This is a genomic window from Flavobacterium sp. CECT 9288, from assembly GCF_918731615.1.
Taxonomy (GTDB): domain Bacteria; phylum Bacteroidota; class Bacteroidia; order Flavobacteriales; family Flavobacteriaceae; genus Flavobacterium.
This window is the reverse complement of sequence record NZ_OU957226.1, coordinates 3,402,193-3,425,609: the sequence shown is the minus strand read 5'-3', so window position 1 is coordinate 3,425,609 and position 23,417 is coordinate 3,402,193. Positions and strand designations below refer to the sequence as shown.

The 23,417-nt window shown below is 32.0% G+C and carries 23 protein-coding genes; 17 read left to right on the top strand and 6 right to left on the bottom strand.

The annotated features are described in order from the left end of the window. Positions 1–78: 78 nt before the first annotated feature. Both LQ189_RS15185 and LQ189_RS15180 read right to left on the bottom strand, forming a co-directional pair. Complete coding sequence (locus LQ189_RS15185; RefSeq protein ID WP_078210777.1) at positions 79–345, bottom strand: DUF2089 family protein; 267 nt, start codon at positions 343–345, stop codon at positions 79–81. Positions 346–529: 184 nt separating this feature from the next. Then, positions 530–736 carry a twin-arginine translocase TatA/TatE family subunit gene (locus LQ189_RS15180; RefSeq protein WP_305070129.1) on the bottom strand — a complete coding sequence of 69 codons (207 nt, stop codon included), beginning with the start codon at positions 734–736 and terminating at the stop codon, positions 530–532. A 191-nt stretch (positions 737–927) separates the two neighbouring features. Between LQ189_RS15180 and LQ189_RS15175 the strand changes: the two genes are divergently transcribed. The 8 genes from LQ189_RS15175 (at position 928) to LQ189_RS15140 (ending at position 10,106) form a co-directional block, all read left to right on the top strand. After that, a complete protein-coding gene (locus LQ189_RS15175; protein WP_230158343.1) occupies positions 928–1,434 on the top strand; it encodes a peptidase in 507 nt (168 codons plus the stop codon). 27 nt (positions 1,435–1,461) lie between these two features. Continuing rightward, positions 1,462–2,961, top strand: coding sequence for a GH3 auxin-responsive promoter family protein (locus LQ189_RS15170; protein ID WP_230158340.1), 1,500 nt, complete (start codon positions 1,462–1,464; stop codon positions 2,959–2,961). A 36-nt stretch (positions 2,962–2,997) separates the two neighbouring features. Further along, positions 2,998–4,677 (top strand): hypothetical protein, encoded by a 1,680-nt coding sequence (locus LQ189_RS15165; RefSeq protein WP_230158338.1) that lies wholly within the window; start codon positions 2,998–3,000, stop codon positions 4,675–4,677. 9 nt (positions 4,678–4,686) lie between these two features. Then, entirely contained in the window at positions 4,687–5,676 is a 990-nt protein-coding gene (locus LQ189_RS15160; RefSeq protein WP_230158336.1) for a hypothetical protein, read from the top strand. Between the two features lie 106 nt (positions 5,677–5,782). Then, on the top strand, positions 5,783–6,331 hold the full coding sequence (locus LQ189_RS15155; protein ID WP_230158334.1) for a hypothetical protein: 549 nt from the start codon (positions 5,783–5,785) through the stop codon (positions 6,329–6,331). Between the two features lie 133 nt (positions 6,332–6,464). Further along, positions 6,465–7,733 (top strand): oligosaccharide flippase family protein, encoded by a 1,269-nt coding sequence (locus LQ189_RS15150; protein WP_230158332.1) that lies wholly within the window; start codon positions 6,465–6,467, stop codon positions 7,731–7,733. Between the two features lie 173 nt (positions 7,734–7,906). Next, positions 7,907–8,998 carry a hypothetical protein gene (locus tag LQ189_RS15145; protein ID WP_230158330.1) on the top strand — a complete coding sequence of 364 codons (1,092 nt, stop codon included), beginning with the start codon at positions 7,907–7,909 and terminating at the stop codon, positions 8,996–8,998. Further along, positions 8,988–10,106, top strand: a complete 1,119-nt coding sequence (locus tag LQ189_RS15140) for a glycosyltransferase family 1 protein (RefSeq protein ID WP_230158328.1) — start codon at positions 8,988–8,990, stop codon at positions 10,104–10,106. Before LQ189_RS15145 ends, LQ189_RS15140 begins: the two co-directional genes overlap by 11 nt. 6 nt (positions 10,107–10,112) lie before the next feature. Here the strand turns inward: LQ189_RS15140 and LQ189_RS15135 are convergent, their stop codons facing one another. After that, complete coding sequence (locus LQ189_RS15135; protein WP_230158326.1) at positions 10,113–10,919, bottom strand: 2OG-Fe(II) oxygenase; 807 nt, start codon at positions 10,917–10,919, stop codon at positions 10,113–10,115. Between the two features lie 121 nt (positions 10,920–11,040). Between LQ189_RS15135 and LQ189_RS15130 the strand changes: the two genes are divergently transcribed. The 5 genes from LQ189_RS15130 (at position 11,041) to LQ189_RS15110 (ending at position 16,631) form a co-directional block, all read left to right on the top strand. Beyond that, positions 11,041–12,129: a DUF1972 domain-containing protein gene (locus LQ189_RS15130; RefSeq protein ID WP_230158323.1), complete on the top strand. Its 1,089-nt coding sequence runs from the start codon at positions 11,041–11,043 to the stop codon at positions 12,127–12,129. Further along, positions 12,089–13,408 (top strand): O-antigen ligase, encoded by a 1,320-nt coding sequence (locus tag LQ189_RS15125; protein WP_230158322.1) that lies wholly within the window; start codon positions 12,089–12,091, stop codon positions 13,406–13,408. The genes LQ189_RS15130 and LQ189_RS15125 overlap by 41 nt, the downstream gene beginning before the upstream one ends. Beyond that, positions 13,408–14,391: a UDP-glucuronic acid decarboxylase family protein gene (locus LQ189_RS15120; RefSeq protein ID WP_086453063.1), complete on the top strand. Its 984-nt coding sequence runs from the start codon at positions 13,408–13,410 to the stop codon at positions 14,389–14,391. Before LQ189_RS15125 ends, LQ189_RS15120 begins: the two co-directional genes overlap by 1 nt. 115 nt (positions 14,392–14,506) lie before the next feature. Next, positions 14,507–15,859: an exopolysaccharide biosynthesis polyprenyl glycosylphosphotransferase gene (locus LQ189_RS15115; RefSeq protein WP_230158320.1), complete on the top strand. Its 1,353-nt coding sequence runs from the start codon at positions 14,507–14,509 to the stop codon at positions 15,857–15,859. Position 15,860: 1 nt separating this feature from the next. Continuing rightward, positions 15,861–16,631: a glycosyltransferase family 2 protein gene (locus tag LQ189_RS15110; RefSeq protein ID WP_230158319.1), complete on the top strand. Its 771-nt coding sequence runs from the start codon at positions 15,861–15,863 to the stop codon at positions 16,629–16,631. On the opposite strand, the gene LQ189_RS15105 is transcribed toward LQ189_RS15110, so the two are convergent. Further along, positions 16,626–17,936 (bottom strand): phenylacetate--CoA ligase family protein, encoded by a 1,311-nt coding sequence (locus LQ189_RS15105; protein WP_230158318.1) that lies wholly within the window; start codon positions 17,934–17,936, stop codon positions 16,626–16,628. The two genes, LQ189_RS15110 and LQ189_RS15105, sit on opposite strands and share 6 nt — an antisense overlap. A 134-nt stretch (positions 17,937–18,070) precedes the next feature. Here LQ189_RS15105 and purD point away from each other — a divergent pair, with 134 nt between their 5' ends. Further along, positions 18,071–19,345, top strand: coding sequence for a phosphoribosylamine--glycine ligase (gene purD / locus LQ189_RS15100; protein ID WP_230158317.1), 1,275 nt, complete (start codon positions 18,071–18,073; stop codon positions 19,343–19,345). 40 nt (positions 19,346–19,385) lie between these two features. On the opposite strand, the gene LQ189_RS15095 is transcribed toward purD, so the two are convergent. After that, positions 19,386–19,616, bottom strand: coding sequence for a uracil phosphoribosyltransferase (locus LQ189_RS15095; protein ID WP_086453059.1), 231 nt, complete (start codon positions 19,614–19,616; stop codon positions 19,386–19,388). 143 nt (positions 19,617–19,759) lie between these two features. Between LQ189_RS15095 and LQ189_RS15090 the strand changes: the two genes are divergently transcribed. Further along, a complete protein-coding gene (locus LQ189_RS15090; RefSeq protein WP_086453058.1) occupies positions 19,760–20,689 on the top strand; it encodes a DUF6427 family protein in 930 nt (309 codons plus the stop codon). Here LQ189_RS15090 and upp read toward each other — a convergent pair. Next, positions 20,684–21,337, bottom strand: coding sequence for a uracil phosphoribosyltransferase (upp, locus tag LQ189_RS15085; protein ID WP_230158316.1), 654 nt, complete (start codon positions 21,335–21,337; stop codon positions 20,684–20,686). The genes LQ189_RS15090 and upp overlap by 6 nt on opposite strands. An 86-nt stretch (positions 21,338–21,423) precedes the next feature. Here upp and LQ189_RS15080 point away from each other — a divergent pair, with 86 nt between their 5' ends. Together LQ189_RS15080 and LQ189_RS15075 are read left to right on the top strand one after the other, a co-directional pair. Then, positions 21,424–22,029, top strand: coding sequence for a DUF4254 domain-containing protein (locus LQ189_RS15080; RefSeq protein WP_230158315.1), 606 nt, complete (start codon positions 21,424–21,426; stop codon positions 22,027–22,029). Positions 22,030–22,376: 347 nt separating this feature from the next. Further along, on the top strand, positions 22,377–23,384 hold the full coding sequence (locus LQ189_RS15075) for a glycosyltransferase family 9 protein (RefSeq protein WP_230158314.1): 1,008 nt from the start codon (positions 22,377–22,379) through the stop codon (positions 23,382–23,384). Positions 23,385–23,417 lie beyond the last annotated feature (33 nt).

Sequence of the window (23,417 nt, the reverse complement as noted above, 5' to 3'; positions counted from 1 at the left end):
AAAAGACGAAACCAACAACGAACAATTGTTTCTCTGAATATCTAGAAAAAGGATTAAAAATACTTTGCCAATTCATAACTAAGATTTTAAGTTTTTAATTTTTTCAATCAAATCGTCCATTTTATTGCGCATGGTAGGATAGGAGTTTCCGGCTTGCTTTGCCATTTCTTTTATACTACCGCTGGATAAAAAAAATTCTAAAACAAAATCTTGTTCATCTCTGGTCAATTTTAAGTAAAGTGGCAAATCATAATTTCCGTTTACTTCGGTTTCACATTGATCGCATTTCATTTGACTAACACGAAGTGCATTTTCGCAACTTGGACAAACAATTGGTAATTTCATTTTAATAAAGTTAAAAATATTTTTAACAAAATTAAAATAAATTTTATGATATAAAACTTATTTTTTAAAAAATTTTATAAAAAACATTTTTTATCCCATTAATAAAAAAATATTTTAACACAAAAAAAAGCCCAAACAACAAATTTTACTTGCTGTTTGGGCTTTTTTAATAAGTTTAAATGAGTTACTCTTTAGGAGTACTTTCGTCTTTTTTACTTAAAGTCTGGCTGTCTTCTTTTGCAGCATTCTTAAATTCCTTGATCCCACCACCAAGACCTTTCATTAATTCCGGTATTTTTTTACCACCAAAAAGAAGTAAAACAACAGCAATGATTAAAATCCACTCTGAACCACCCGGCATGAAACCTAAAGTTATGTTTAAAAAATTCATATCTCTAATATTTAAATATAAGTTACAAAGGTAAATAGAAATATGCAACCTAATTTTTTTTTGCTGAGTTTTTTTGATTCAATCATCATTAAAAATTTACTAAATGTGGTATTTTTATTTTAACGGCTTGTAAAAACTAGTAAATACAAGCAATAACAATTATTGTTATATTTGTTTGATAAACAAATTCTATGTCCAAGAAAAGACTAAAACGTAAATTAATAAAGGAAAATTTATTCAATAAGAGGCGTTTAATTATCTTAAACGAGGATACTTTTGAAGAAACTTTTTCCTTGAAACTTACCTTGATGAATGTTTTTGTAGTAGCGAGTGTAGGGGCAATACTTATTATAATTGTTACTACTTTTATAATTGCATTTACTCCTTTGAGAGAGTTTATACCAGGCTATTCATCCTCAAAATTAAAAAGAGAAGCCATAGAACTTGCTTTAAAATCAGATTCTTTGTCTAAGGCTATTAAACAAAATGAGGATTATTTGAAAGGAATAAAAAAGGTATTGACCGGAAAATTAGAATACGCAAAATTCAACAAGGATTCCATTTTAGAATCGGCAACTACTTCAGATAAAGAAATAGACTTGTCCGCTACTGATGCGGAGTTGGAGTTACGAGAACAAGTTGCACTTGAAGACCAAAAAGCAAAATCATCTGGTTCTAAAACTAAAAAGTCAAACTAAAAATCTTTAAAAAGAAGCACTTACATAATGTCAATAAAATCATTTGCTGCAAAATTATTTGCACATAAAATATACCAGAAAACGCAAAAATGGGCAACAGAACCAGTTGCTACACAGCAAAAAGTATTACAACAATTAATTGCTCAAGCAAGGACTACTCAGTTTGGAAAAGACCATCATTTTGAAAGTATAAAAACCGAAAAAGACTTTGCAAAGCAAGTACCTATTCGAGATTATGAGGCGTTAAAACCTTATGTTGAACGAGTGGTACAAGGCGAAGCAGATATTCTATGGAAAGGGAAACCTTTGTATTTTGCTAAGACATCAGGAACTACATCAGGAGCAAAGTATATTCCGTTGACTAAGGAATCAATGCCGTATCATATTGAAGCTGCTCGAAATGCGATCTTGCATTACATTCATGAAACAGGTAAAGCTGATTTTGTGGATGGTAAAATGATTTTCTTGCAAGGAAGCCCGATCTTAGAAGAAAAAAACGGAATAAAACTAGGAAGGTTATCCGGAATTGTAGCGCATTTTGTTCCAAAATACCTTCAAAAAAATAGAATGCCATCTTGGGAAACCAATTGCATTGAAGATTGGGAAACCAAAGTAAACGCCATTGTAGAGGAAACGTTTCACGAGAATATGGCTGTGATTTCCGGGATTCCATCTTGGGTGCAAATGTATTTTGAAAAATTGCATCAAAAAGGAGGGAAGCCTGTGGGCGAAATTTTCAAAAACTTTAATTTGTTCATTTATGGCGGCGTGAATTACGAACCGTATCGGGCGAAGTTCGAGAATTTAATAGGTCGAAAAGTAGACAGCATTGAATTATTTCCAGCTTCGGAAGGATTTTTTGCGTATCAAGATTCTCAAAAGGAAAAAGGAATGTTACTACTGCTGAACTCCGGAATTTTTTATGAGTTTATCAAAAGTGACGAATTTTATACCCAAAATCCAAGACGTTACACAATTGGTGAGGTTGAATTGAATGTCAATTATGTTTTGATAATTTCTACCAATGCAGGACTTTGGGGGTATAATATTGGTGATACCGTTCAGTTTACGAGTTTAAAACCGTACCGTGTCATTGTATCTGGCAGAATAAAGCATTACATATCGGCTTTTGGAGAACATGTTATTGGTAAGGAAGTAGAAAGTGCGTTGCAAGAAGCTATTATTGGAACATCAATCAGAATCAATGAATTTACAGTAGCCCCACAAATCACGCCAGTCGAGGGATTACCATATCACGAATGGTTTATAGAATTTGATTCCGAAGGATCGGGAGAACCAGAAAACTTAGAAAATTTTGCGGAAGCGCTGGACAATGCCATGCGCAAACAAAACATGTATTATGATGATTTGATTGTGGGCAAGGTGTTGCAAAAAGTGGTGGTTACCAAAGTAGTTAAAAACGGTTTTCAAGAATACATGAAATCGATTGGTAAATTAGGGGGGCAAAACAAAATTCCAAGACTTTCGAATGACAGAAAGATAGTGGATTTGTTAAAAAGAGAATAAATGTCATACCTTTGCAGGTTAGAAAATAAGTAGAAAATGAAAGAAACAAAAAATATATCGCGCTCAAGAGCACAAGAATCATCGGCAGCCATTGAAAAAATGTACATTACCATGCGCCACCTTTTTAATAGAGGATTTTACAAGCCAATGGGAGTGTCAGGGGATACGCTTCGCGAGGCTTTGCTTGCGTTACGACCAGAGATTTACGGGAATATTGCCGAAGAGAAAGTAGAATTGAACGGACTTTTATACGTAATTGAACGACTTCCGGTAGGAATTGAAGAATGCCGTTTTATCAATCTTACTTCAGACGAAGGTTACTCTAAATCGCATTTTCAAGCTATTGTTCCTCCAAAAAGACGTCGTAATTGCTACCGAATTGATGAGGAGCAAATGAATGTCGAAATTACAAGAGGGCGATCAGATATTTACGATATTTTAACGCACTTGACCTTCATATTTATTGAATCGCACAAAATCAGGAACCGTGTTTTACTGGATGATGCTGGTGAGGTTTCTCGTGACTGGTACAAATTAGAACAGGCAGTTTCTCAAAAGAAAAAGCTTACGCAAGTAGAGAAAGAGAAGGCTATCTCGCATGCAGCTAACATATTAGGTAGAACTTTTGCTGAGGTTTTGGATATTTATGATGCCTTTGGTTCAGCAGCTGCCCCAGACCGTTTTTTACACGTGATTTATTGGTTAGGAAAATTAGCTATCGAAGAAATAGTTGATGACAACAAGAGAACCATCACTTTTAGTCCAATTTTAAGAGAACGTTTAGGGCACCACATTCATGGCGAAGTTTGGGCTACCAATATTAAAGAGGTTTTAAAAGAGAATCAACTTTTAGACCGACCAATTCACGTAATTAGTGCCAATATGCACAGTGTGATGAATTCGATTTTTGCAACTGAAGTTTTAAAAACGAAGTTCAAAGACAAATCGGATTTCTTTATTTATGAAGAGTTAAGTAGATCCGGAGCTGATGAGGTACGCAATCAAGTTACTGCAGTTGCAATGAAACAAGGAATGATTTCTTTGCCAGATACATCAGGAACTAATATTGATGTGCAAATTTTTGATACAGCCAAGATTAATTGGGCTAAAACCTCATTTCCTGGTGCCAAGACTGATGATAAAAAACCAGTTTTAATAGTGATGGATTATGCTTTTGGGGAACAAGCCTATGAGACAATTGACGAGTTGTTGAAACCTTTTAAGAAAGACACTTTATTAAACGTAGAATCGGTTTCTATCATGGGTAAAGCAGGAATTCTTGAAGGCGGAAAGGGTGACATCATGATTCCAAATGCGCATATAAATGAAGGAACTGCAGACAATTATTTCTTTGAAAACGAACTAACTGCTGAGATGTTTGAAGGTAATGACATTGCTGTTTTTGCGGGACCAATGGTAACTGTGTTAGGTACGTCATTACAGAACAGAGATTTATTAAAGTTTTTCCACGAGTCTACTTGGGGAATTATTGGTCTTGAAATGGAAGGTTCTTATTATCAAAAAGCCATTCAATCTGCCTCAAAAATTAGAAGAAGTGTTCCTCATGACATCAAAGTACGTTATGCCTATTACGCTTCAGATAATCCGCTTGAAACAGGAAGTACACTGGCTTCAGGTGGTTTAGGAACAACAGGTGTAAAACCAACTTACTTGATCACAATTAAAATATTGGAACAAATTTTCAACGTAAAATAATAACAATAAATGAGTACAAATGTGCCCAGTAACCAAGAGGATCAAGAAATAGATTTGAATCAGGTTTCCAAAAAAATTGGAAAATTTTTTGATTGGATTGGCACTTCTATTTTTAAAGGAATCCAGTTTTTTATTCGCAATGCAATACTGGTTTTTGTTTTGGTTCTTGTTGGTTTTGGTCTGGGCTTGTATCTAGACAAGACACAAAAAAGTTATGAGCATTCTATTATTGTTCAGCCTAATTTTGGTAGTGTAGATTATTTATATTCAAAAGTGGATTTAATTGAATCAAAAATTAAATCAAAAGACACATTATTCTTAAAAAACGTAGTTGGGATTGTTCATCCTAAACGTTTGTCAAGAATTGAGATTGAACCTATTGCTGATGTGTACAATTTCATAAAGAACACACCAGAAAATTTTGAGTTGATCAAATTAATGGCGGATAATGGCGACATCAAAAAAATTATTGAAGATAATGTGACTAGTAAAAATTATACCTATCACACTATCTTATTTGAGAGTGACCGTCAAATTTCTGATAAAGAAATAGCAGAGCCACTGATATCTTTTTTAAATGAATCGGAGTATTTTAAAAAAATTAAAAAAGTAAGTTTAAAGAATATTGAAGTCAAGATGAAGCAAAATGACACCATTATTTCTCAAATAAACAATGTATTAGGTTCTTTTTCGGCTACTGCAAATGCTACTCAAAAAAATGATAAACTAGTATATTACAATGAGAATACGCAGCTAAATGATGTCATTAAAACTAAAGATTTATTGGTGGTTGAACAAGGAATACATCAAATTAATCTTTTGGGAAGTGATAAGATTATAAAAGACGTTAGTGTAACGTTAAACATTAAAAAAATAGGTTTGCTTCATGGAAATAAAAAAATAGCACTGCCGATATTATTTATTGTATTGTTTGTTTTGGTGAATTCTTTCATGGTTTTTTATAAAAAGCAATCCTTAATTGCTATGCAAAGCAAATAGTTTGTAAATGTTGATATTGGTTATCTTAAAAACAGAAAATGAATAGTTAAACAGTTGGCATCTTGTAGATTTTTAAAAAAGTATCAATGCCGAAATCTTTAAAAAAATGAAAAAACAATTATTTTTTGCATGCATAATTTTATCAATAGTATTTAGTTCTTGCAAAAATGAGGAGAATAAAAAAGAGGAAAGTCCTGCTGAGACTGAAGCTATTAAAAACAGTTTTAAAGTAACTTTGACAGCCACAGTTACAGTTGATGATAATTTCCAGTTGTATTATAGTCAAAATGATTATGAAGCTCCTTATCAAGAAGATAATTCGGTTTGGGTATCTATAAAAGCTAATGAAAAGCCGCAAGATATAGTTTTTGTACTTCCAGAAGATGTACTTCCAAATTACATTCGAATTGATTTCGGAACCAATGAGAGGCAAAAAGAGATCATTATTCAAAATTTTAAAATGAACTATTTCAGTAAAAGTTTTGAGGCTAAAGATTCTTTGTTTTTCAACTATTTTATTCCAAATGATTGCGTTACAATTTTAGAAAAAAACAAATCAGTTGTTCAAAATATAAAGTCAACAGACGGAAGATATGATCCATTATTTTATTCAGAAAAAGCACTTTATGACCAGATTCAATTGCTTATTAAATAATTGATATTCAAGATAAAAGGAGTCACAAATTGTGGCTCTTTTTTTTGATTATATAAAGTATTGTTTTAGTTTGAAATGAATTTGAAAGAGGACTAGCACTGCTTATGTTATATTTGTAATAAATCACATCATTTTGTTTAAATCAATAGGTCTACAGGTATTTAAAAATAGTAGAATTAAAAATGGTACTATTTATGGAATTGGTCAAATTGTCAATTTGATTAGTCCGCTTGTGGTTATTCCTTATCTAATAACGATTTGTGAAAAAGAAGGATTAGGTAAAATAGGTGTAGGCTTTTCATTTGCCTTAATATGTAATGTAATTGTGGATTATGGCTCTTATATCAATGGCACCAAAGCTATTGCGATAGGTAGAAACCAAGTTGAAAGTATCAATCAGAAAATTGTTTCGATCTATGTAATGAAATTGTTTTTGCTTGCCATTTTACTATTTTTTTCCTTTCTATTGATTTGGTTTGTTCCTTTTTTTAGGCAGGAACAAGCAGTTTTCTTTTTAAGTTTATTGTATGTTTTGGGACAAGTAATTAATCCTACTTGGGTTTTTCAAGGATTAGAAAATTACAAATGGATTTCATGTATAAATATTATATCCAAATTAATTTATGTTGTGGCTGTTTTTTCTTTTATCAATAAAAAGGAAGATTACATCTATGCTAATGCTTACTTGGGAGTTGGATTGATTGTTTCAAGCGTAATTGGGTTATTTTATTTGATAAAAAAATACCATTTACGGTTTTATTCTTCGGTTTGTAAAGATGCACTAGTATTATTAAAACAAGAGTTTTCATTAACAATATCCCAGTTACTTTTGTCTTTTTATCAATATCTTCCCATCATGTTTATTAGTTATCTGGGAGGAAATGCAATGGCAGGGCAGTATAGAATTATAGACCAAATTGTAATGATTTTTAGGACTTACTTACAGATGTTCTTTAATTTTATTTATGCTGATGTTTGTTTGCAAATACATAAAAATCTAAAAAAAGGTATTATACATTGGTTGCGGTATTATGGGCTTAATTATACAGTAGTGGTACTGTTAGTAATTGTTGCATTTGTGTGTACTAAGCCTATTTTGTTGTTTTTTAATATACGTTCTAATGAGCTAGATGCAATGAATATTTTTTTTAAAATAGGTTTGATCATACCTTTGTTTATGGCAATTTCTATAGCTTTAAAACAATTGCTTTTTGCTTTAAATAAAAACAAAGAATATATCAACATTACCATTGGCTCTTCTATTTTTAGCCTGCTTGTTTTTTTCATATTTATTAAAAATGTGGGTCTTGAGGGAGCATTTTTAGCTACAATTTTTATTGAAATAGTAATTATCGTTTTATATTGTATTGTTTTGAAACCATTAATTAGATTGCAAAAATAATGATGAACTTTACTATTTATAAAAGTTTCCCGTACCAAATTTTATTCTTATTCTGTATAGTAGTTTCTTTGTTTGCAAACTATGAGCTTACTTTTGTGGTATGGTTTTTCACTTTATTGATAACCATTAAAAGAAAATATTCAGTTACTATACTTAAATATTGCGCGATCTTTTTGACTATACTTTTAGTTGCAATAGTCTCCACTTTATTTAGTAAAACGACTGTTTTTTTATTTATTAGAGACTTTACATACCTTGTAAAACCTATTATAGGATTATTAGTGGGCTATCAGCTTTGTAGGTTTGGTAGTAAGTTAGCTTTAAAGGTTTTAATTTACACAGGCCTAGCCATTTCAATACTACATTTGGTTACCTTATTTTTCACCATAATCCAATTTAGAACGTTAAGTGTTAATTTTTTGAGGCAGCAAGGTGGCTATTTTAGTGATTATGAAATCTATGTTTTAATCGTCCTTATTTTTTATAAAAACTTCAAAATTGAAATTTCAAAAAAACAAAGAACGGTTTTATTACTCATTATAGGTTTGTCTAGTTTTTTGTATTTGGCGAGAACCAACTTGATTCAATTTATTATTTTATACGTGGGTCTAAAAGGATATTTAGTATACAGCCACAGATCATTAAAAGTGATTTTATCGGTGCTTTTATTTACAATTATTGGCTATACGGCCATTGTTTATAGCAATCCAAAACGTGAAGGAAAGGGGATTCAAGCGTTTTTGTACAAAATAAAAATTGCTCCCGAAGAGGCATTTAAAACACGAATTAATAAGGATGACTGGAAAGATTTCAATGATAATTACCGCTCATTTGAAAATATTATAACTGTAAAACAAGTTTCAAATAACGGACCTCGAGCTGTACTTTTTGGGGAAGGGTTGGGGTCAACATTAAATATTGGTCGAAAAATATTGACAAATGACAATGAGTACGTTCAATACATTCCTATTGTTCATAACGGTTACATGACTATTTTTCTAAAATCAGGGCTGTTAGGAGTTATTTTGCTGCTAGTTTTCTTGATTCATTTATACAAACAAAAGAAATCTAATCTTGAGGCCGTACAAGCCATTAATTATTTATTATTGGGTTCTAGTGTTTTTTTAATTGTATCTAATTGGGTTTTTTTAGGTTTGTATTTAAAATTAGATAACAAATCAATTATAATAGGATTTTTAATTGCCCTAAGAGAGGTCATGTTAAGAGAGTATAAAAGTCAAAAAAGTAGTTTAAATGAATATTAAAAACACAACCAACATCTTTGTTGACTGTCATGTTTTTGATAGCGGTTTTCAAGGTACTAGAACGTATATTCAAGGTCTTTACAAGGCTTTGATGCAGTATGAAGATCTTCATTTGTATTTGGGTTCCAATAATCCAAAATCCTTACAAACTATTTTTGGAGATCACCCTAACGTGACGTATGTAAAATACCAGTATCATAATAAATTTTGGAGACTTCTTGTTGATATTCCTAAGATTATTACAAAAAATAAAATTGACTTTGCGCATTTTCAATACACTGTTTCGCCCGTAAAAAGATGCAAATATATCGTGACAACACACGATATATTGTTTATTGATTTTCCAGAATATTTTTCTTTTTTTAGTAGATTTATTAATACCATTTTATACCAGCAAAGCGCTAAAATGGCCGATATTAGACTCACGGTTTCTGAATATTCCAGACAAAAATTAGAGCAACATTTTGGAATTTCTGATTATGTATTAACACCAAATGCAGTTGACGGTGCTTTTTTTGAAACCTATATTAAGGAGCAAGTCAAAGCTCGAGTTGCAAATGAATTTTTGTTGAACAATTATATAATTTATGTAAGCCGCTGGGAACCCAGGAAAAATCATCAAATGGTTTTGAAGGCTTTTGTTGACTTGGAATTATATAAAAAACACCAACTTCTTTTTCTAGGTAATGAAAGTATTTCTAATCTAGAGTACAAAGAAATATTTTATGGATTATCGCCTGAGATAAAAAATCAAATAACAACCATAAACAACACTGATTTTCAAACGATGTTGTTGTTACTTAGAGGAGCAAGTGCAGCTGTTTATCCTTCATTTGCTGAGGGGTTTGGTATTCCTCCGTTAGAATCTGTGGCAGCAAAAATCCCTACAATTTGTTCTAATAAAACGGCCATGTCTGATTTTAGCTTTTTTAACGAATTTTATTTTGATCCAAATAATCAAACCGAATTTAACCAAAAATTGCTGTATATTCTTGAAAATAACACAACAGCAGAGTTTGAAAAAATGGCCAATTCAATACAAGAAATTTTTAATTGGGAAAAATCAGCAAAGGTGGTTTACCAACTTTTAAAAGAAACTACAAAGTAATTTAGTTTATTGATTTTTTGCAGTACCACTGCCAAAAAATTTGTTTTTTGTTTTCACTAAAAGGTTATAATTTTTAGCAAATTGTTTCTTTAAAAAGGACGCATCTTCTTTTGGGAACCAATCGGTGGTCCGAATTTTTTCAATTTGGCAAATATGTTTTTGGTATGCATATGTAGCAATTGAGGTTCTAAAATGCCCTTCAGGAAAATTGGTTAAATCATATCCATGTAACGTGTATGGTGCACATTGTTGAATAATAAAACGATTAAACGGAACATCCAGTTCGGCTTCTTCTCCGGTTCTTAGATCTTTTATTTTTAACTCACCCTTATATTCCTTTTTCCAGTCTTTGTTGAGGTATAATAAGAGGTTTAATTCACGGTACCAGTTGTTTTGAATGGGATGGTAATTAAAGTCTAAGTGCATATCAAGAAAGCTGTTTTTCTTTCCTTGATGCAAGCCTCCTCCATGATTTTTTGGGTCTACAAAAATAGATTTTGATGTGATATAGGATAATATTTTATTGAACCTTTCCGAGGATAAGTCTTCGTACAGTTCCTGTAATTCTGGTCCTAGTATTTTATAATTTGATTTTTCAAATTTATTATTGGCAAAAGCATAATCCCTACTTTTATTATGAAGTTCTGGAATGCTATTGTAGGCTTTTATTAGTTTTTCCTCATCACAAAATTGATCAATGATTAAGTGTGGAAACGGTTTAGCGGTTAGATACGTTAAACGGAGTGGGTTTAAATTATGTTCTAGGTATTCAAAATTGATCATAAACTGCTGAGGTGATGTATTTGTAAACAAAAATAGCTATTAATGAGCGTATTTAAATAGATTAGAATTAAATTTTAGATATCAATTCCAGTATTTGAGAGTTTTAGACTTTTAAAATCATTATTTTTGGAACTTGATTAAAAATAATGAAATGAAAATTGCAATTCTCGGAACTAGAGGAATTCCTAATAATTATGGTGGTTTTGAGCAATTTGCCGAGATTTTTGCAGTTTATCTTGCCAAGCAAAATCATGAGGTTTATGTTTACAATACTCATGATCATGTTTTTAAAGAAAAAATGTTTCAAGGTGTGCATATCATCCATAAGTACAATCCAGAACACAAAATAGGTACGGCAGGGCAGTTTATTTATGACTTGAATTGTATCATAGATTCTAGAACAAGAAAATTCGATATTATTTTGCAATTAGGATACACTAGTAACTCCATTTGGGCTTTTCTGTTACCCAAAAAATCTATGATCATCACCAACATGGATGGAATGGAGTGGAAGAGAACTAAATATTCTGCAAAAATTCAAAGATTTTTACAATTTGCCGAGAAAAGAGCTGTAAAAAGTAGTGATTTTTTAATAGCAGATTCTATTGGAATACAAAAATATCTTAAAGAAAAGTACAACAAAGAGTCTACGTACATAGCGTATGGAGCAGCACCATTCTGGAATTCAAATGAGGAGTTACTCTTACCTTATAACTTAGAGAAATATACTTATGACTTACTTATAGCTCGGTTTGAACCCGAAAATAATTTAGAAATGATTCTGGATGGAGTAGCCGCTTCAAAAAATGATAGACCGATAGTTGTTGTGGGTAATAGCAACAATAGTTTTGGTAATTATTTAAAACAAAAGTTTAAAGACAATCCTAGAATACGATTTATAGGTGGCGTCTATAACAAGGAACATTTAGATAATCTTAGGTTTTTTTCATCGCTTTATTTTCATGGTCATTCCGTGGGTGGTACTAATCCGTCGTTGCTAGAGGCAATGGCTGCAAAAGCATTAATTGTAGCTCATAGGAATGAATTTAATCAAGCCATTTTAAAAGAGAATGCTTTTTATTTTTCCAATGCTAAAGAGGTTCAAAAACTAAGAGAAACAGTTCATAAGAGTCATCATAATCAAATTGTTCAAGATAACTTTAATACCATAATTCAGGAATTTAATTGGAATAAAATAAATGAATCCTACCTTACCTTATTCAAAAAAAGTCTTTCATAAAATTGAAGAATTGTGGCAAAATCAAACACTATTGGTTTATCTTTTAGCTGCAATGCTCATGACGCTTCCGTTGAAACACAACATCGGGAGTATGACTTGTATAATTTTTTTACTGGTTTGTTTTTCTAAGGCTAAAAAAGCTAATTTTTCAATTTCAAAAGTTGAAATACTTCCAATGCTCCTTTATGTATTAATGGTGCTTTCCTTACTATGGACCATTGACGTTCACGCTACAAAGGCCGGATTACAAAAGGAAATATTGGTTTTATTAATTCCCATTGCTTTTTGCTTTTTACCCCATTTAAATCAAGAGTTAAAGCATCGGGTTTTTAAAATTTACAGTTTCTCAATGGTGTTTTTTGCCATTTTTTGTTTAGCAAAAGCAGTCCTTAAATTTAGCAGTTCAGCAGATTTTAGCGTGTTTTTTTATCATGAATTGGTTACTGTTAGCCTTAATGCAATATATGTTTCGGGGTTTGCTTCATTTGGGATGTTCTATTTTTTGGTCCAAAAAAACAAAACAATTTTTGATCAATTAGCATTGGTAATACTAGTTGTATTTGTGTTTTTATTGTCATCAAAGAATATTATAATTTGTGATTTTATTTTGGTCATGGTGTATCTTTTCTTTTTTTCTGGATTTTCTAGAAAAACAAAAACTGCAATACTTGTAGCCATTGTTTTGATAACAACAACCTGTATAGCATCAATAAAACCAATAAGAGACCGGTTTATGATTGAGTTAAAAACCATACTGGTTGATAGTTCTTTAAAGGAAGGATCTGAGGAAACTAAAAATTCAATCTATAGCATTAGTTTAAAACAAGCTTGGAGCCAAGAGCAGTTTCAAGAGAATGACTTTTTTCCAGGGGCTGCTTTTCGGGTTTATCAAACGAGGATTTTTATAGAAATGCTTCAAGAAGAAGGTATTTTTTTTACCGGATTCGGATTAGATGCTGCTCAAACTAAAATTCAAGATAAAGTCAAGGAACATCATTTGCACCACAGTTATGGAGTATATAATTTTCATAATGAATATGTACAAATTTTTTCTGAAATTGGTTTTTTGGGTATTTTAATTCTGGTTTGTATGTTGTTTATTTCCATTAGAAATGGAATTAGAAACAAAGATTTTGTGCATATCGCTTTTTCGGTAACAATGATAGTGTTATTTTTGACCGAATCCTTTTTGAGTAGACAAAGAGGAATAATTTTCTTTATTGTATTGTACTGTTTGTTAAACAAAGTAAATCATAATAAAGAACAGAACTTATTGTAATGAAAAGAATACTTATCACCGGAGCCGCAGGATTTTTAGGATCACATCTTTGTGACCGTTTCATAAAAGAAGGCTACCATGTTATTGGGATGGATAATCTCATTACGGGAGATTTAAAAAATATTGAGCATCTTTTCAAATTGGAGCAGTTTGAATTTTACCATCATGACATCACCAAGTTTGTTCATGTCCCTGGAAATTTAGACTATATTTTACACTTTGCATCGCCTGCAAGTCCTATTGATTATTTAAAAATCCCTATACAAACCTTGAAAGTAGGTTCCCTTGGTACTCATAATTTATTGGGTTTAGCCAGAGTAAAAAAAGCTAGAATCCTTATTGCATCTACTTCTGAAGTGTATGGAGATCCATTGGTACACCCACAAACAGAAGAATATTATGGCAACGTAAATACCATAGGACCTAGAGGAGTATATGACGAAGCAAAACGCTTTCAAGAATCCATAACTATGGCATATCATACCTTTCATGGCGTAGAAACCAGAATTGTTCGAATTTTTAATACCTACGGACCAAGAATGCGCCTCAATGACGGTCGTGTTATTCCTGCTTTTATTGGTCAAGCTATTCGCGGCGAGGACTTAACTATTTTTGGCGATGGCATGCAAACCCGTTCTTTTTGCTATGTTGATGATCAGGTAGAAGGTATTTTTAGATTGTTGCATTCGGATTATGTTTTGCCTGTAAATATTGGAAATCCAGACGAAATTACTATTAAAGATTTTGCCGAAGAAATCATTAAACTTACAGGTACCAATCAAAAAGTGGTGTACCATCCGTTACCAATAAACGATCCATTACAGCGACAACCTGATATTACGAAAGCCAAAGAATTGCTTGGTTGGGAAGCTAAAGTAGGCCGTGCCGAAGGAATGAAAATCACATATGAGTATTTTAAATCTTTATCTAAGGAAGAACTTTCAAAAGAAGAGCACAAGGATTTTTCTAAATATATTTTTTAGTTCATTTACCTTTCTTTTAATCTAATGAAGTGAAATAAAAGTTCTAGATTAATTTCTTTATATAAGATTCGCAACGGCTTGAGCTTGCCTACTTGCTATTTTAATTTGTATCCTATTGAAAACAAAAACAGGAAGATATTCGGGCTACATTCGTCCCTTTTCATTTGCCATTGATTTATTGATAATCAATGTCTTACTATGGTATATGACTGATTTTCCTGTAAAGACACCTTTTTATTTTGTTATCATAAGTATAAGTTGGTTTATTATTGCTGCCAGTTTGGGTTTTTATGAGGTTTACAGGTATACTAAAGTGATTTCTATATTAAATTGTGCCTTAAAACAAGGAGTTGTATTTTCTCTTTTTTGTCTTGCCTTAGCCTTTTACGACTCCTATAATTCTAGTTTTGAAAGCATTGGGTATTTTACTCTACTGTCACTATTTATCATTTTAATTGTCAAACTGGCTATTTATTATTTTCTAAAAAAATATAGGCTATTGTATGGTGGAAACTTTAGAAAAGTAATTTTGATTGGTAATGAAAAAAGTACTGAACCTTTACAACATTTTTTTACAGAGAACCCAGATTATGGGTACAAACTTGAGCGTGTTTTTGAGCTTGAAAAAAATAAGTCTAAAACCCTCAAGGAAAGTTTTGAGTATGTACTGGAGCATCAAATAGATGAATTGTATTGTTCTATGAGTGATTTAAACCAAAACCAAATTAATGAAATTGTTTATTTTGCCGATAATAATTTGAAGACATTAAAGTTTATTCCCAGCGAAAAACAAATTCTTTCGCGGAATTTCACATTTGAATATTACAATTATATTCCTGTAATATCATTGCGTAACATTCTACTTGATGATACTTTGAACAAGGTAATTAAACGTGTTTTTGATATTGTTTTTTCATTAATCATAATTGCAGGAGTGCTCTCATGGTTGACACCCATATTGGCTATATTCATTAAATTGGAGTCAAAAGGGCCTTTGTTTTTTATCCAAAAAAGAAATGGATTGAATTACAAAGAATTTTTTTGTTATAAGTTTAGATCAATGGAACTTAATGATGAAGCCCATTTGAATCAAGTATCAAAAAACGACATTAGAGTTACTAGGGTAGGTCGTTTTATAAGAAAAACAAGTATTGACGAATTACCACAATTTTTTAATGTGTTACTGGGCGAAATGTCAGTAGTAGGACCTAGACCACACATGGTAAGTCATACCCAGATGTATGCGCTTACTGTGGATAAATTTATGGTACGTCATTTTATAAAACCTGGTATCACTGGACTCGCTCAAACAAAAGGTTTTAGAGGAGAAGTGGAGACTGATAAGGACATTATCAACAGGGTGAAATATGATATCTTTTATATGGAAAATTGGTCTATTTTATTAGATATTAAAATCATTTTTTTGACCATTTACAATACGATTCGGGGCGATAAAAAAGCATATTGATATGAAAAACAATTTAGTATCTATCCTAATGCCCTGCTACAATTCAGAGAAGTATATTCTTGAAGCTATTCTTTCAGTACAGGAACAAACACACACAAATTGGGAATTGATTCTAGTTGATGATTGTTCAAGTGATAGCACTGTATCTATTGCTAAAACAATTGCAAATCAAGACAACCGAATACGTATTTTTAAACTTTCTACAAACTCAGGAACAGGTATTGCTAGAAATACAGCTTTATCAAAAGCCACTGGAGATTACATTGCTTTCTTGGATGCTGATGATAAATGGAAACCCAATAAGCTAGAACTACAATTGCAATTCATGCAGCAGCATAAATTACCATTTACTTTTTCTTTTTACGAATGTATGAATGAAGCAGGAACATTGTTAAACAAACGCGTCGAGGGACCCATACAGCTTACTTACAAGCAACTGTTCTTCTGCAACTACATAGGCAATCTCACTGGGATTTATGATGTTTCTTTCTACGGAAAAATTCCTATTTCTCATTCTAGAAAAAGACAAGACTGGATGATGTGGCTTACCATCCTAAAACCTATAAAAAAAGTGCGGCCGGTTCCAGAAAGTTTAGCGTTATATAGAGTAAGGGACAACTCTATTTCGGCTGGTAAAATGGCTTTACTTAAACATAATTTTGCAGTATATCGTTCTTTTCATGGATACAACATCATACGGGCATTATTGTTCATGTTAGTTTTCCTGTTTACGCAATTTTTAGTCAAGCCGCGCTACACAAAAAAATTATAGCATAGAGGTAAACTGTTTTAGTTTACCTCTATTGGTTCTATCTAAGTTATTTTTTCGGACGAATGTAATGCTCAAATTAGGTTCTAAATATAAAGAAATGGCAGCTTCAATTTTTTTAATTTGATTGGGAACTAGTTCTTTTTCACTTACATAATCAATTTCAAAACAATCTAATTTAGTTTGTTTGATGGTAAATTCTTTTACATTTCCATCATCTTCAATGATACTTTTAGTCACGTAATAAAATGTAAGTCCTGCTGATTTTTTTCCGCTTGGTAAAACAACCACATCATTAGAGCGCCCTATCAATTGTTGTAAAATGGGTTTTTGTAAAGTGCTTTTTTTATCCAAAATGCCAATATCTCCAATATCATACCGTATAAACGGATGCGCTTTATTGTACAAAGAGGTGATGACAACACGACCAGCTTTACCATAAGGAACCGCTTTATTATTTTGGTCTAAAATTTCAACAAATAAGTTTTCAGAGTTTATTTGCCAAAGCCCTTCAGGATTTTGAAACGCAATCAAGTCTAGTTCAGAGGTACCGTATTCATTGACAATAGGAACTCCAAGTTGTTTTTCTAATAAAATTTTATCGTCATCAAAAAGCATTTCAGAGGTAACCATACATACCTTTAAACTAGGACAAACACTGGTTAATACAATATTTTTTCGTTGTAAAAATTTAGCAAACAAAACAATAGCGCTGGTATACCCATTGATGTAATCAAATTTTTTTTGGCTAAAGGTTTTCAAAATCCTTTCTAAAACAACATCTGACAAATCAAATACAGAAAACCGGTATCGATGACTCAAGAAATCTTTGAACCGTTCTTTTTTATTTCCAATAAAATCCATCGGGATGCCATAAAACCGGGCTTGGTATGAAGTATTAAAATCAATGCCATACCAACCAAAACGGTACATGTTTGAAGCCCAAGTCAAAGCATGAGAATAATTGTCTTTTGCAAATATAAATGGAGTACCGCTAGAGCCAGACGTTTTGTTTGTATAGCAGTTTTTTAAAGTATAACCCCTAGAAAGTCTTTCTTGAAGTGGTTTTTGTAAATTTTGTTTGCTCAAAATGGGTAAATCATCCCAGTTTTTATAATTTTTTGTACCTACAAGTTTACTGTAAAACGGATTGTTTTCTAAATGATACAGAACAATTTCTCGTTTCTTTCTCTCAATAAATTGCTCATGTTCTTGCGGTGTATGTGCAATTATTTTTAGTAATTCCTGCTTTGCTTTACGAATAGGAAACCCGTTCCATTGCAGTGCTATATCAAATAATCGAAACATTTTTAAGGAGTATTGTGTAATCAAAAATAGTATTTATGTCTTACTTATTAGTCGCTTTGGGGAAGTTTTTACTATTTAATTGTTTTTTGAGTTCAAAACCAATTATTTTTGCACGACAACTAAAAACAACACACATGACAATTTTACTACTCGGTTCTGGCGGAAGAGAGCACGCATTTGCTTGGAAAATGGTTCAAAGCCCATTATGCGAAAAACTTTTTGTAGCTCCTGGAAATGCAGGAACTGCAGCCATTGCAACCAATCTTGCTATGAGTCCAACTGATTTTGAAGCCATAAAAGCATTTGCAATTCAAGAGAATGTGGGCATGGTGGTTGTAGGTCCTGAGGATCCATTGGTAAAGGGGATTTATGATTTCTTTTTAAATGATCCAGCTTTATGTCATATTCCTGTTATTGGTCCTTCAAAAATAGGCGCTCAGCTAGAAGGGAGTAAGGAATTTGCAAAGGAATTTTTAATCAAACACAACATCCCAACGGCTGCTTATGATAGTTTTACAGCCGAAACCGTAGAACAAGGATGTGAATTCTTAGAAAGATTGCAACCTCCGTATGTTTTAAAAGCAGATGGTTTGGCCGCTGGTAAAGGCGTTTTAATCATTCAGGATTTGGCTGAAGCCAAAGATGAACTAAGAAACATGCTTGTACATCAAAAATTTGGTGTAGCCAGTTCAAAAGTAGTTATCGAAGAATTTCTGGACGGAATAGAATTGAGCTGTTTTGTACTCACAGACGGAAAAAGTTATAAAATATTGCCAACTGCTAAAGATTACAAACGCATTGGCGAAAGCGATACAGGACTCAACACAGGTGGTATGGGAGCTGTTTCTCCAGTTCCTTATGTAGATGCTGTTTTAATGGAAAAAATAGAAACACGCATTGTAAAACCTACAATTGATGGTTTTCAAAAAGATGGAATAGCTTACAAAGGTTTTGTTTTCATAGGGCTAATCAATGTTAATAACGAACCTATTGTTATTGAATACAATGTAAGAATGGGAGATCCAGAGACAGAAGTAGTAATCCCAAGATTACAAACTGATTTGGTTGAATTATTTTTGGCTGTAGCTAATGAAAAACTAGACGAAATCAACTTAGAAATTGATCCAAGAAGTGCCACTACTGTGATGCTAGTATCTGGAGGTTATCCAGAAGATTTTGAAAAAGGAAAAGTAATTACGGGACTAGAAAACGTTCAAGATTCTATTGTATTTCATGCTGGAACTAAGCTAGACCAAGGAGCAATTGTTTCAAATGGGGGTAGAGTGCTAGCCATTACATCTTACGGGAATGATTTTCAAGAGGCCATAAAAAAATCTTACCAAAACATAGACAAGCTACATTTTGATAAGATGTATTTTAGAAAAGACATTGGAAATGATCTTAAATAATAAAAAGAGCTCTCAATCTCAAACTAGAGGTTGAGGGTTCTTATTTTAAGAAAGAGTGAGCCGTAGTATCTTGATTTTCTGTTCCTGCATCATTAAAGATTTGCAATTGTTTGATCCAGTACACCATTGCAGCTGCACAAATAATCATGAAAATCCAGTTGATAGTGTTAGCAACAAACCATGAGCTAAGCTCTAAAGAACGTAAAAAATCTAGAGGAGCAAATAAAATGTCTACAAATAAGTATTGTATTCCTTCGAAAAATGCTTTCATAATATATAAATTGATTTAAGTAATTGTTTTGTAAACACGATACTAACGAATGTTTTTTAAAATAAAATAATCTTTATTAACAAGCAGGGTTTACTTTTTAAACAAGTATTATATTTACAAACACAAAAGTATAAAATATCCTTATGATAACAAGTGTTTTTAAAAAATCTACACCATTAAATTTTTCATTGGTTGTAATTTTTATGCTGGTTTTCTTTTTAGTAGTACAATTCCAGGAAACTTCTTGGATGACATCTTATTTTTTAATGTTTAAAAAAGGGGTATCTTTTTGTTTTATAGTTGCTTCGGTATTTTTAACTGATTTTATTGCCAAAAGAAATGGCTTGAGTAAAGATAGTACTTTTACTACATTTTTCTTTTTGTTATTCTTGTTATTTTTCCCAAGTATTTTTGACAATATTAATCTCATTATTGCCAATTTTTTTCTGCTTTTAGCCCTTAGGAGATTAATCTCTTTACAATCATTAAAAGCATCAAAAGAGAAAATATTTGATGCTTCGTTGTGGATTTTCCTTGCTACGTTATTTCATTTTTGGAGTATCCTTTTTATAGTATTGGTTTTTATTTCTATCATTTTTCACGTAGCCAGAGACTATAGAAATTGGATTCTACCTTTCATAGCTTTCTTTGTTACCGGAATCATTTTCTTGTTGTTTACAACAGTGTTTCAAATTGATAGTTTGGCTTACATTACAAAAAGTATGAGTGTGAATTTTGCATTAGATTATTTTACAAGCAATTATCAAAACGGGGCAATGTCTATTTATGCAACTATTGCTTTGTTTTTTATAATCTCTATGTTTGCTAGTTTGTCTAGTAGACCTCAAATACTACATACTTCTTATAAAAAAGTGGTGGCTTCTTTCTTTTTAGGAGTTATTATTTATGTAATTTCAGATCATAAAAGTAATGATTTACTCCTTTTTACTTTTGCTCCCCTAGCCATCATGGCAACCAGTCATATTGAAATACCACAAGAAAAATTAAAACAAGAAATTGTAGTTTATGTGATGATTGCCTGCAGTATGTTTACTTTTTTTACACAATTATAATTTAATCCCATAGGCTAAATCACCTGCATCTCCTAGTCCTGGAATGATATAGCTTTTCTCATTTAGTTTTTCGTCTAGTGAGGCCACCCATAAGTGGCAGTTGTTTGGTAGTTGCTCTTGTAAGTACGCAATTCCCTCTGGAGCGGCAATAACCACAGCAATATGAATTTCTTTTGGGGTACTATTTTCCATTAATTTATTGAAAACAGCTACCAGTGATTGTCCTGTAGCAAGCATAGGATCTACTAGAATTAGATTCTTTCCGTTGAGGTCAGTAATGGCTTGGTATTGCACCAAAATATCAAAAGCTTCATCATTGTTTGGGTGGTGCCGGTAAGCTGATACAAAACCGTTTTCGGCCTGATCAAAGTAATTTAAAAAACCTAAATGCAATGGTAAACCTGCTCTAAGTACTGAACATAATACGAGTTGATCTGCTATTTCAGTAGTTTTTTTTATTCCTAGAGGTGTTTGGATTTCAATATTAGTATACTCTAAATTTTTACTTAACTCGTATGCTATTATTTCACCAATACGTTCAATATTTCTTCGGAAACGCATGCTGTCGTTGTGTACAGTAACATTTCGAATTTGCCCTAAAAAGTGATTAAGGACACTGTTTTCCTCTGATAAATAATGAATTTGCATGGTTGTTTTTTTCGAATTAAACTTAGTACTTATTTTTTATGGTATAAAAGTATAAAAAGTATCTTTGTGTTTTAATATATAAAGATATGTTTTCAAAATTAGCCTACTCAGTCTTCGAGCAAAGCATCAAGGATTATCACCAGTTTGATAATGTTGATCAACCTATAAACAATCCTTTCCCAAAGGATAAATTTGAACATTTATTGTATCACAAAAACTGGATTGACACCGTTCAATGGCATTTTGAGGATATTATTCGTGATCCAAATATTGATCCAGTTGCTGCCTTAACATTGAAAAGAAGAATTGATGCTTCTAATCAAGAGCGTACGGATATGGTGGAATATATTGACAGTTATTTTCTTCAAAAATACAGTCATGTGGTTGTTAAAGATCATGCAAAAATCAATTCAGAAAGTCCTGCTTGGGCGTTTGACCGTTTGTCTATCTTGGCTTTAAAAATTTACCACATGCAAGAAGAAGCTAATCGTGACGAGGCTTCACAAGATCACAGAGATAAATGTCAGGCTAAATTAAATGTGTTATTAGAGCAAAGAACAGATTTGTCAACTGCAATTGATGATTTACTTACTGATATTGAAAATGGAGATAAATTCATGAAAGTGTACAAACAAATGAAGATGTACAATGATGATGAATTGAATCCTGTTTTATACCAAAATAAAAAATAACAAAGATATTTTGAACCATTAAGGTATTAAGAAAATTAAGTGAAACTTACTGAACCTTAATATTTTAATGGTTTTAAAAAATATTTAATTGGCAATTAAAGCTAGACTTATTGTCGTTGTGGGACTCTAATAGATTAAAATGTGCTTCGACAGTATTTAAGGAAAATAGTAGAAACTTAAAAATTCTTAATGCCTTAATGGTTTAAAAAATACTTAATTGTCAACTACTATCAAACATATAAGTTCCTATAAGATTGGTAATTCTAGAAAAAACCTTAACTTTTCTTAATTCCTTAATGGTTTATAAAAATAATTAATTGTCAACTTCTATCAAACATATAGCCGTCATGAGACTCTCTGCAATGGGAGATGTCGCCATGACGGTTCCTGTTGTAAGAGCTCTGGTAAACCAACATCCACAACTTAAGATTACGGTTATTTCTAGACCTTTTTTCAAACCTTTTTTCGAGGGAATCCCAAACCTTACTTTTTTTGCTTTTGATGAAAAAGAGAGACATAAAGGATTTCTTGGATTGTTGCGTTTGTTCCAAGATTTGAAAGGTTTACAAATTGATGCTTTCGCTGATTTGCACAATGTTTTGCGTTCTAAAATTATCCGAAATCTTTTTGCCTTGAGCGGAAAAAAAACAGCCTCAGTAGATAAAGGAAGAGCAGCAAAAAAAGCATTGACCCAACCCGAAAATAAAGTATTCCAACAACTGCCTACGATGTTTGAAAGACACGTAAAAGTTTTTGAAAAACTTGGTTTTACCGTTGATCTAACCCAACCTGAGTTTCCTGAAAAAGCAGTTTTGAGTCCTGAAATTGAAGTATTAATTGGAAAAAATTACAAGAAATTAATCGGAATTGCTCCTTTTGCACAATACACTTCAAAAGTATATCCGCTCGATTTAATGCAACAAGTAATTGATCAATTAGCATTAGATACAACCCAAATCATATTGCTTTTTGGCGGCGGAGCGCATGAAATTGAACAATTAAATGCTTTAGCGTCACAGCATAAAAATGTAGTGGTAGTAGCTGGAAAAATTAAATTTCAGCAAGAATTACAGCTTATTAGTAACCTAGATGTAATGCTTTCTATGGACTCTGGCAATGCGCATATTGCAGCCATGCTGGGCGTAAAAGTGATCACACTTTGGGGCGCAACGCATCCGTATGCAGGATTTTTACCTTTTAACCAACCATTTGAAAACGCATTAACCGCAGACAGAAAACAATTTCCTATGTTACCAACTTCGGTTTACGGCAATAAAAATGTGCCAGGTTACGAGGATGCTATGCGAACAATTACTCCTGAAACGGTAGTTGCCAAAATTCAAAAAGCACTTTAAATTTCCACACAAGCTTTTTGCAATTGTTTTTAT

What these genes read in the sequence shown, in the direction of transcription:
- LQ189_RS15165 (WP_230158338.1), top strand. Translation starts at nt 2,998, where the DNA reads ATGAAAGAAACAAAAAATATATCGCGCTCAAGAGCACAAGAATCATCG.
- LQ189_RS15160 (WP_230158336.1), top strand. Translation starts at nt 4,687, where the DNA reads ATGAGTACAAATGTGCCCAGTAACCAAGAGGATCAAGAAATAGATTTG.
- LQ189_RS15180 (WP_305070129.1), bottom strand. Translation starts at nt 736, where the DNA reads ATGAATTTTTTAAACATAACTTTAGGTTTCATGCCGGGTGGTTCAGAG.
- LQ189_RS15075 (WP_230158314.1), top strand. Translation starts at nt 22,377, where the DNA reads ATGAGACTCTCTGCAATGGGAGATGTCGCCATGACGGTTCCTGTTGTA.
- LQ189_RS15185 (WP_078210777.1), bottom strand. Translation starts at nt 345, where the DNA reads ATGAAATTACCAATTGTTTGTCCAAGTTGCGAAAATGCACTTCGTGTT.
- LQ189_RS15095 (WP_086453059.1), bottom strand. Translation starts at nt 19,616, where the DNA reads ATGAAAGCATTTTTCGAAGGAATACAATACTTATTTGTAGACATTTTA.
- LQ189_RS15105 (WP_230158318.1), bottom strand. Translation starts at nt 17,936, where the DNA reads ATGTTTCGATTATTTGATATAGCACTGCAATGGAACGGGTTTCCTATT.
- LQ189_RS15155 (WP_230158334.1), top strand. Translation starts at nt 5,783, where the DNA reads ATGAAAAAACAATTATTTTTTGCATGCATAATTTTATCAATAGTATTT.
- purD (WP_230158317.1), top strand. Translation starts at nt 18,071, where the DNA reads ATGACAATTTTACTACTCGGTTCTGGCGGAAGAGAGCACGCATTTGCT.
- LQ189_RS15130 (WP_230158323.1), top strand. Translation starts at nt 11,041, where the DNA reads ATGAAAATTGCAATTCTCGGAACTAGAGGAATTCCTAATAATTATGGT.
- LQ189_RS15110 (WP_230158319.1), top strand. Translation starts at nt 15,861, where the DNA reads ATGAAAAACAATTTAGTATCTATCCTAATGCCCTGCTACAATTCAGAG.
- LQ189_RS15170 (WP_230158340.1), top strand. Translation starts at nt 1,462, where the DNA reads ATGTCAATAAAATCATTTGCTGCAAAATTATTTGCACATAAAATATAC.
- LQ189_RS15080 (WP_230158315.1), top strand. Translation starts at nt 21,424, where the DNA reads ATGTTTTCAAAATTAGCCTACTCAGTCTTCGAGCAAAGCATCAAGGAT.
- LQ189_RS15120 (WP_086453063.1), top strand. Translation starts at nt 13,408, where the DNA reads ATGAAAAGAATACTTATCACCGGAGCCGCAGGATTTTTAGGATCACAT.
- LQ189_RS15125 (WP_230158322.1), top strand. Translation starts at nt 12,089, where the DNA reads ATGAATCCTACCTTACCTTATTCAAAAAAAGTCTTTCATAAAATTGAA.
- LQ189_RS15090 (WP_086453058.1), top strand. Translation starts at nt 19,760, where the DNA reads ATGATAACAAGTGTTTTTAAAAAATCTACACCATTAAATTTTTCATTG.
- upp (WP_230158316.1), bottom strand. Translation starts at nt 21,337, where the DNA reads ATGCAAATTCATTATTTATCAGAGGAAAACAGTGTCCTTAATCACTTT.
- LQ189_RS15175 (WP_230158343.1), top strand. Translation starts at nt 928, where the DNA reads ATGTCCAAGAAAAGACTAAAACGTAAATTAATAAAGGAAAATTTATTC.
- LQ189_RS15140 (WP_230158328.1), top strand. Translation starts at nt 8,988, where the DNA reads ATGAATATTAAAAACACAACCAACATCTTTGTTGACTGTCATGTTTTT.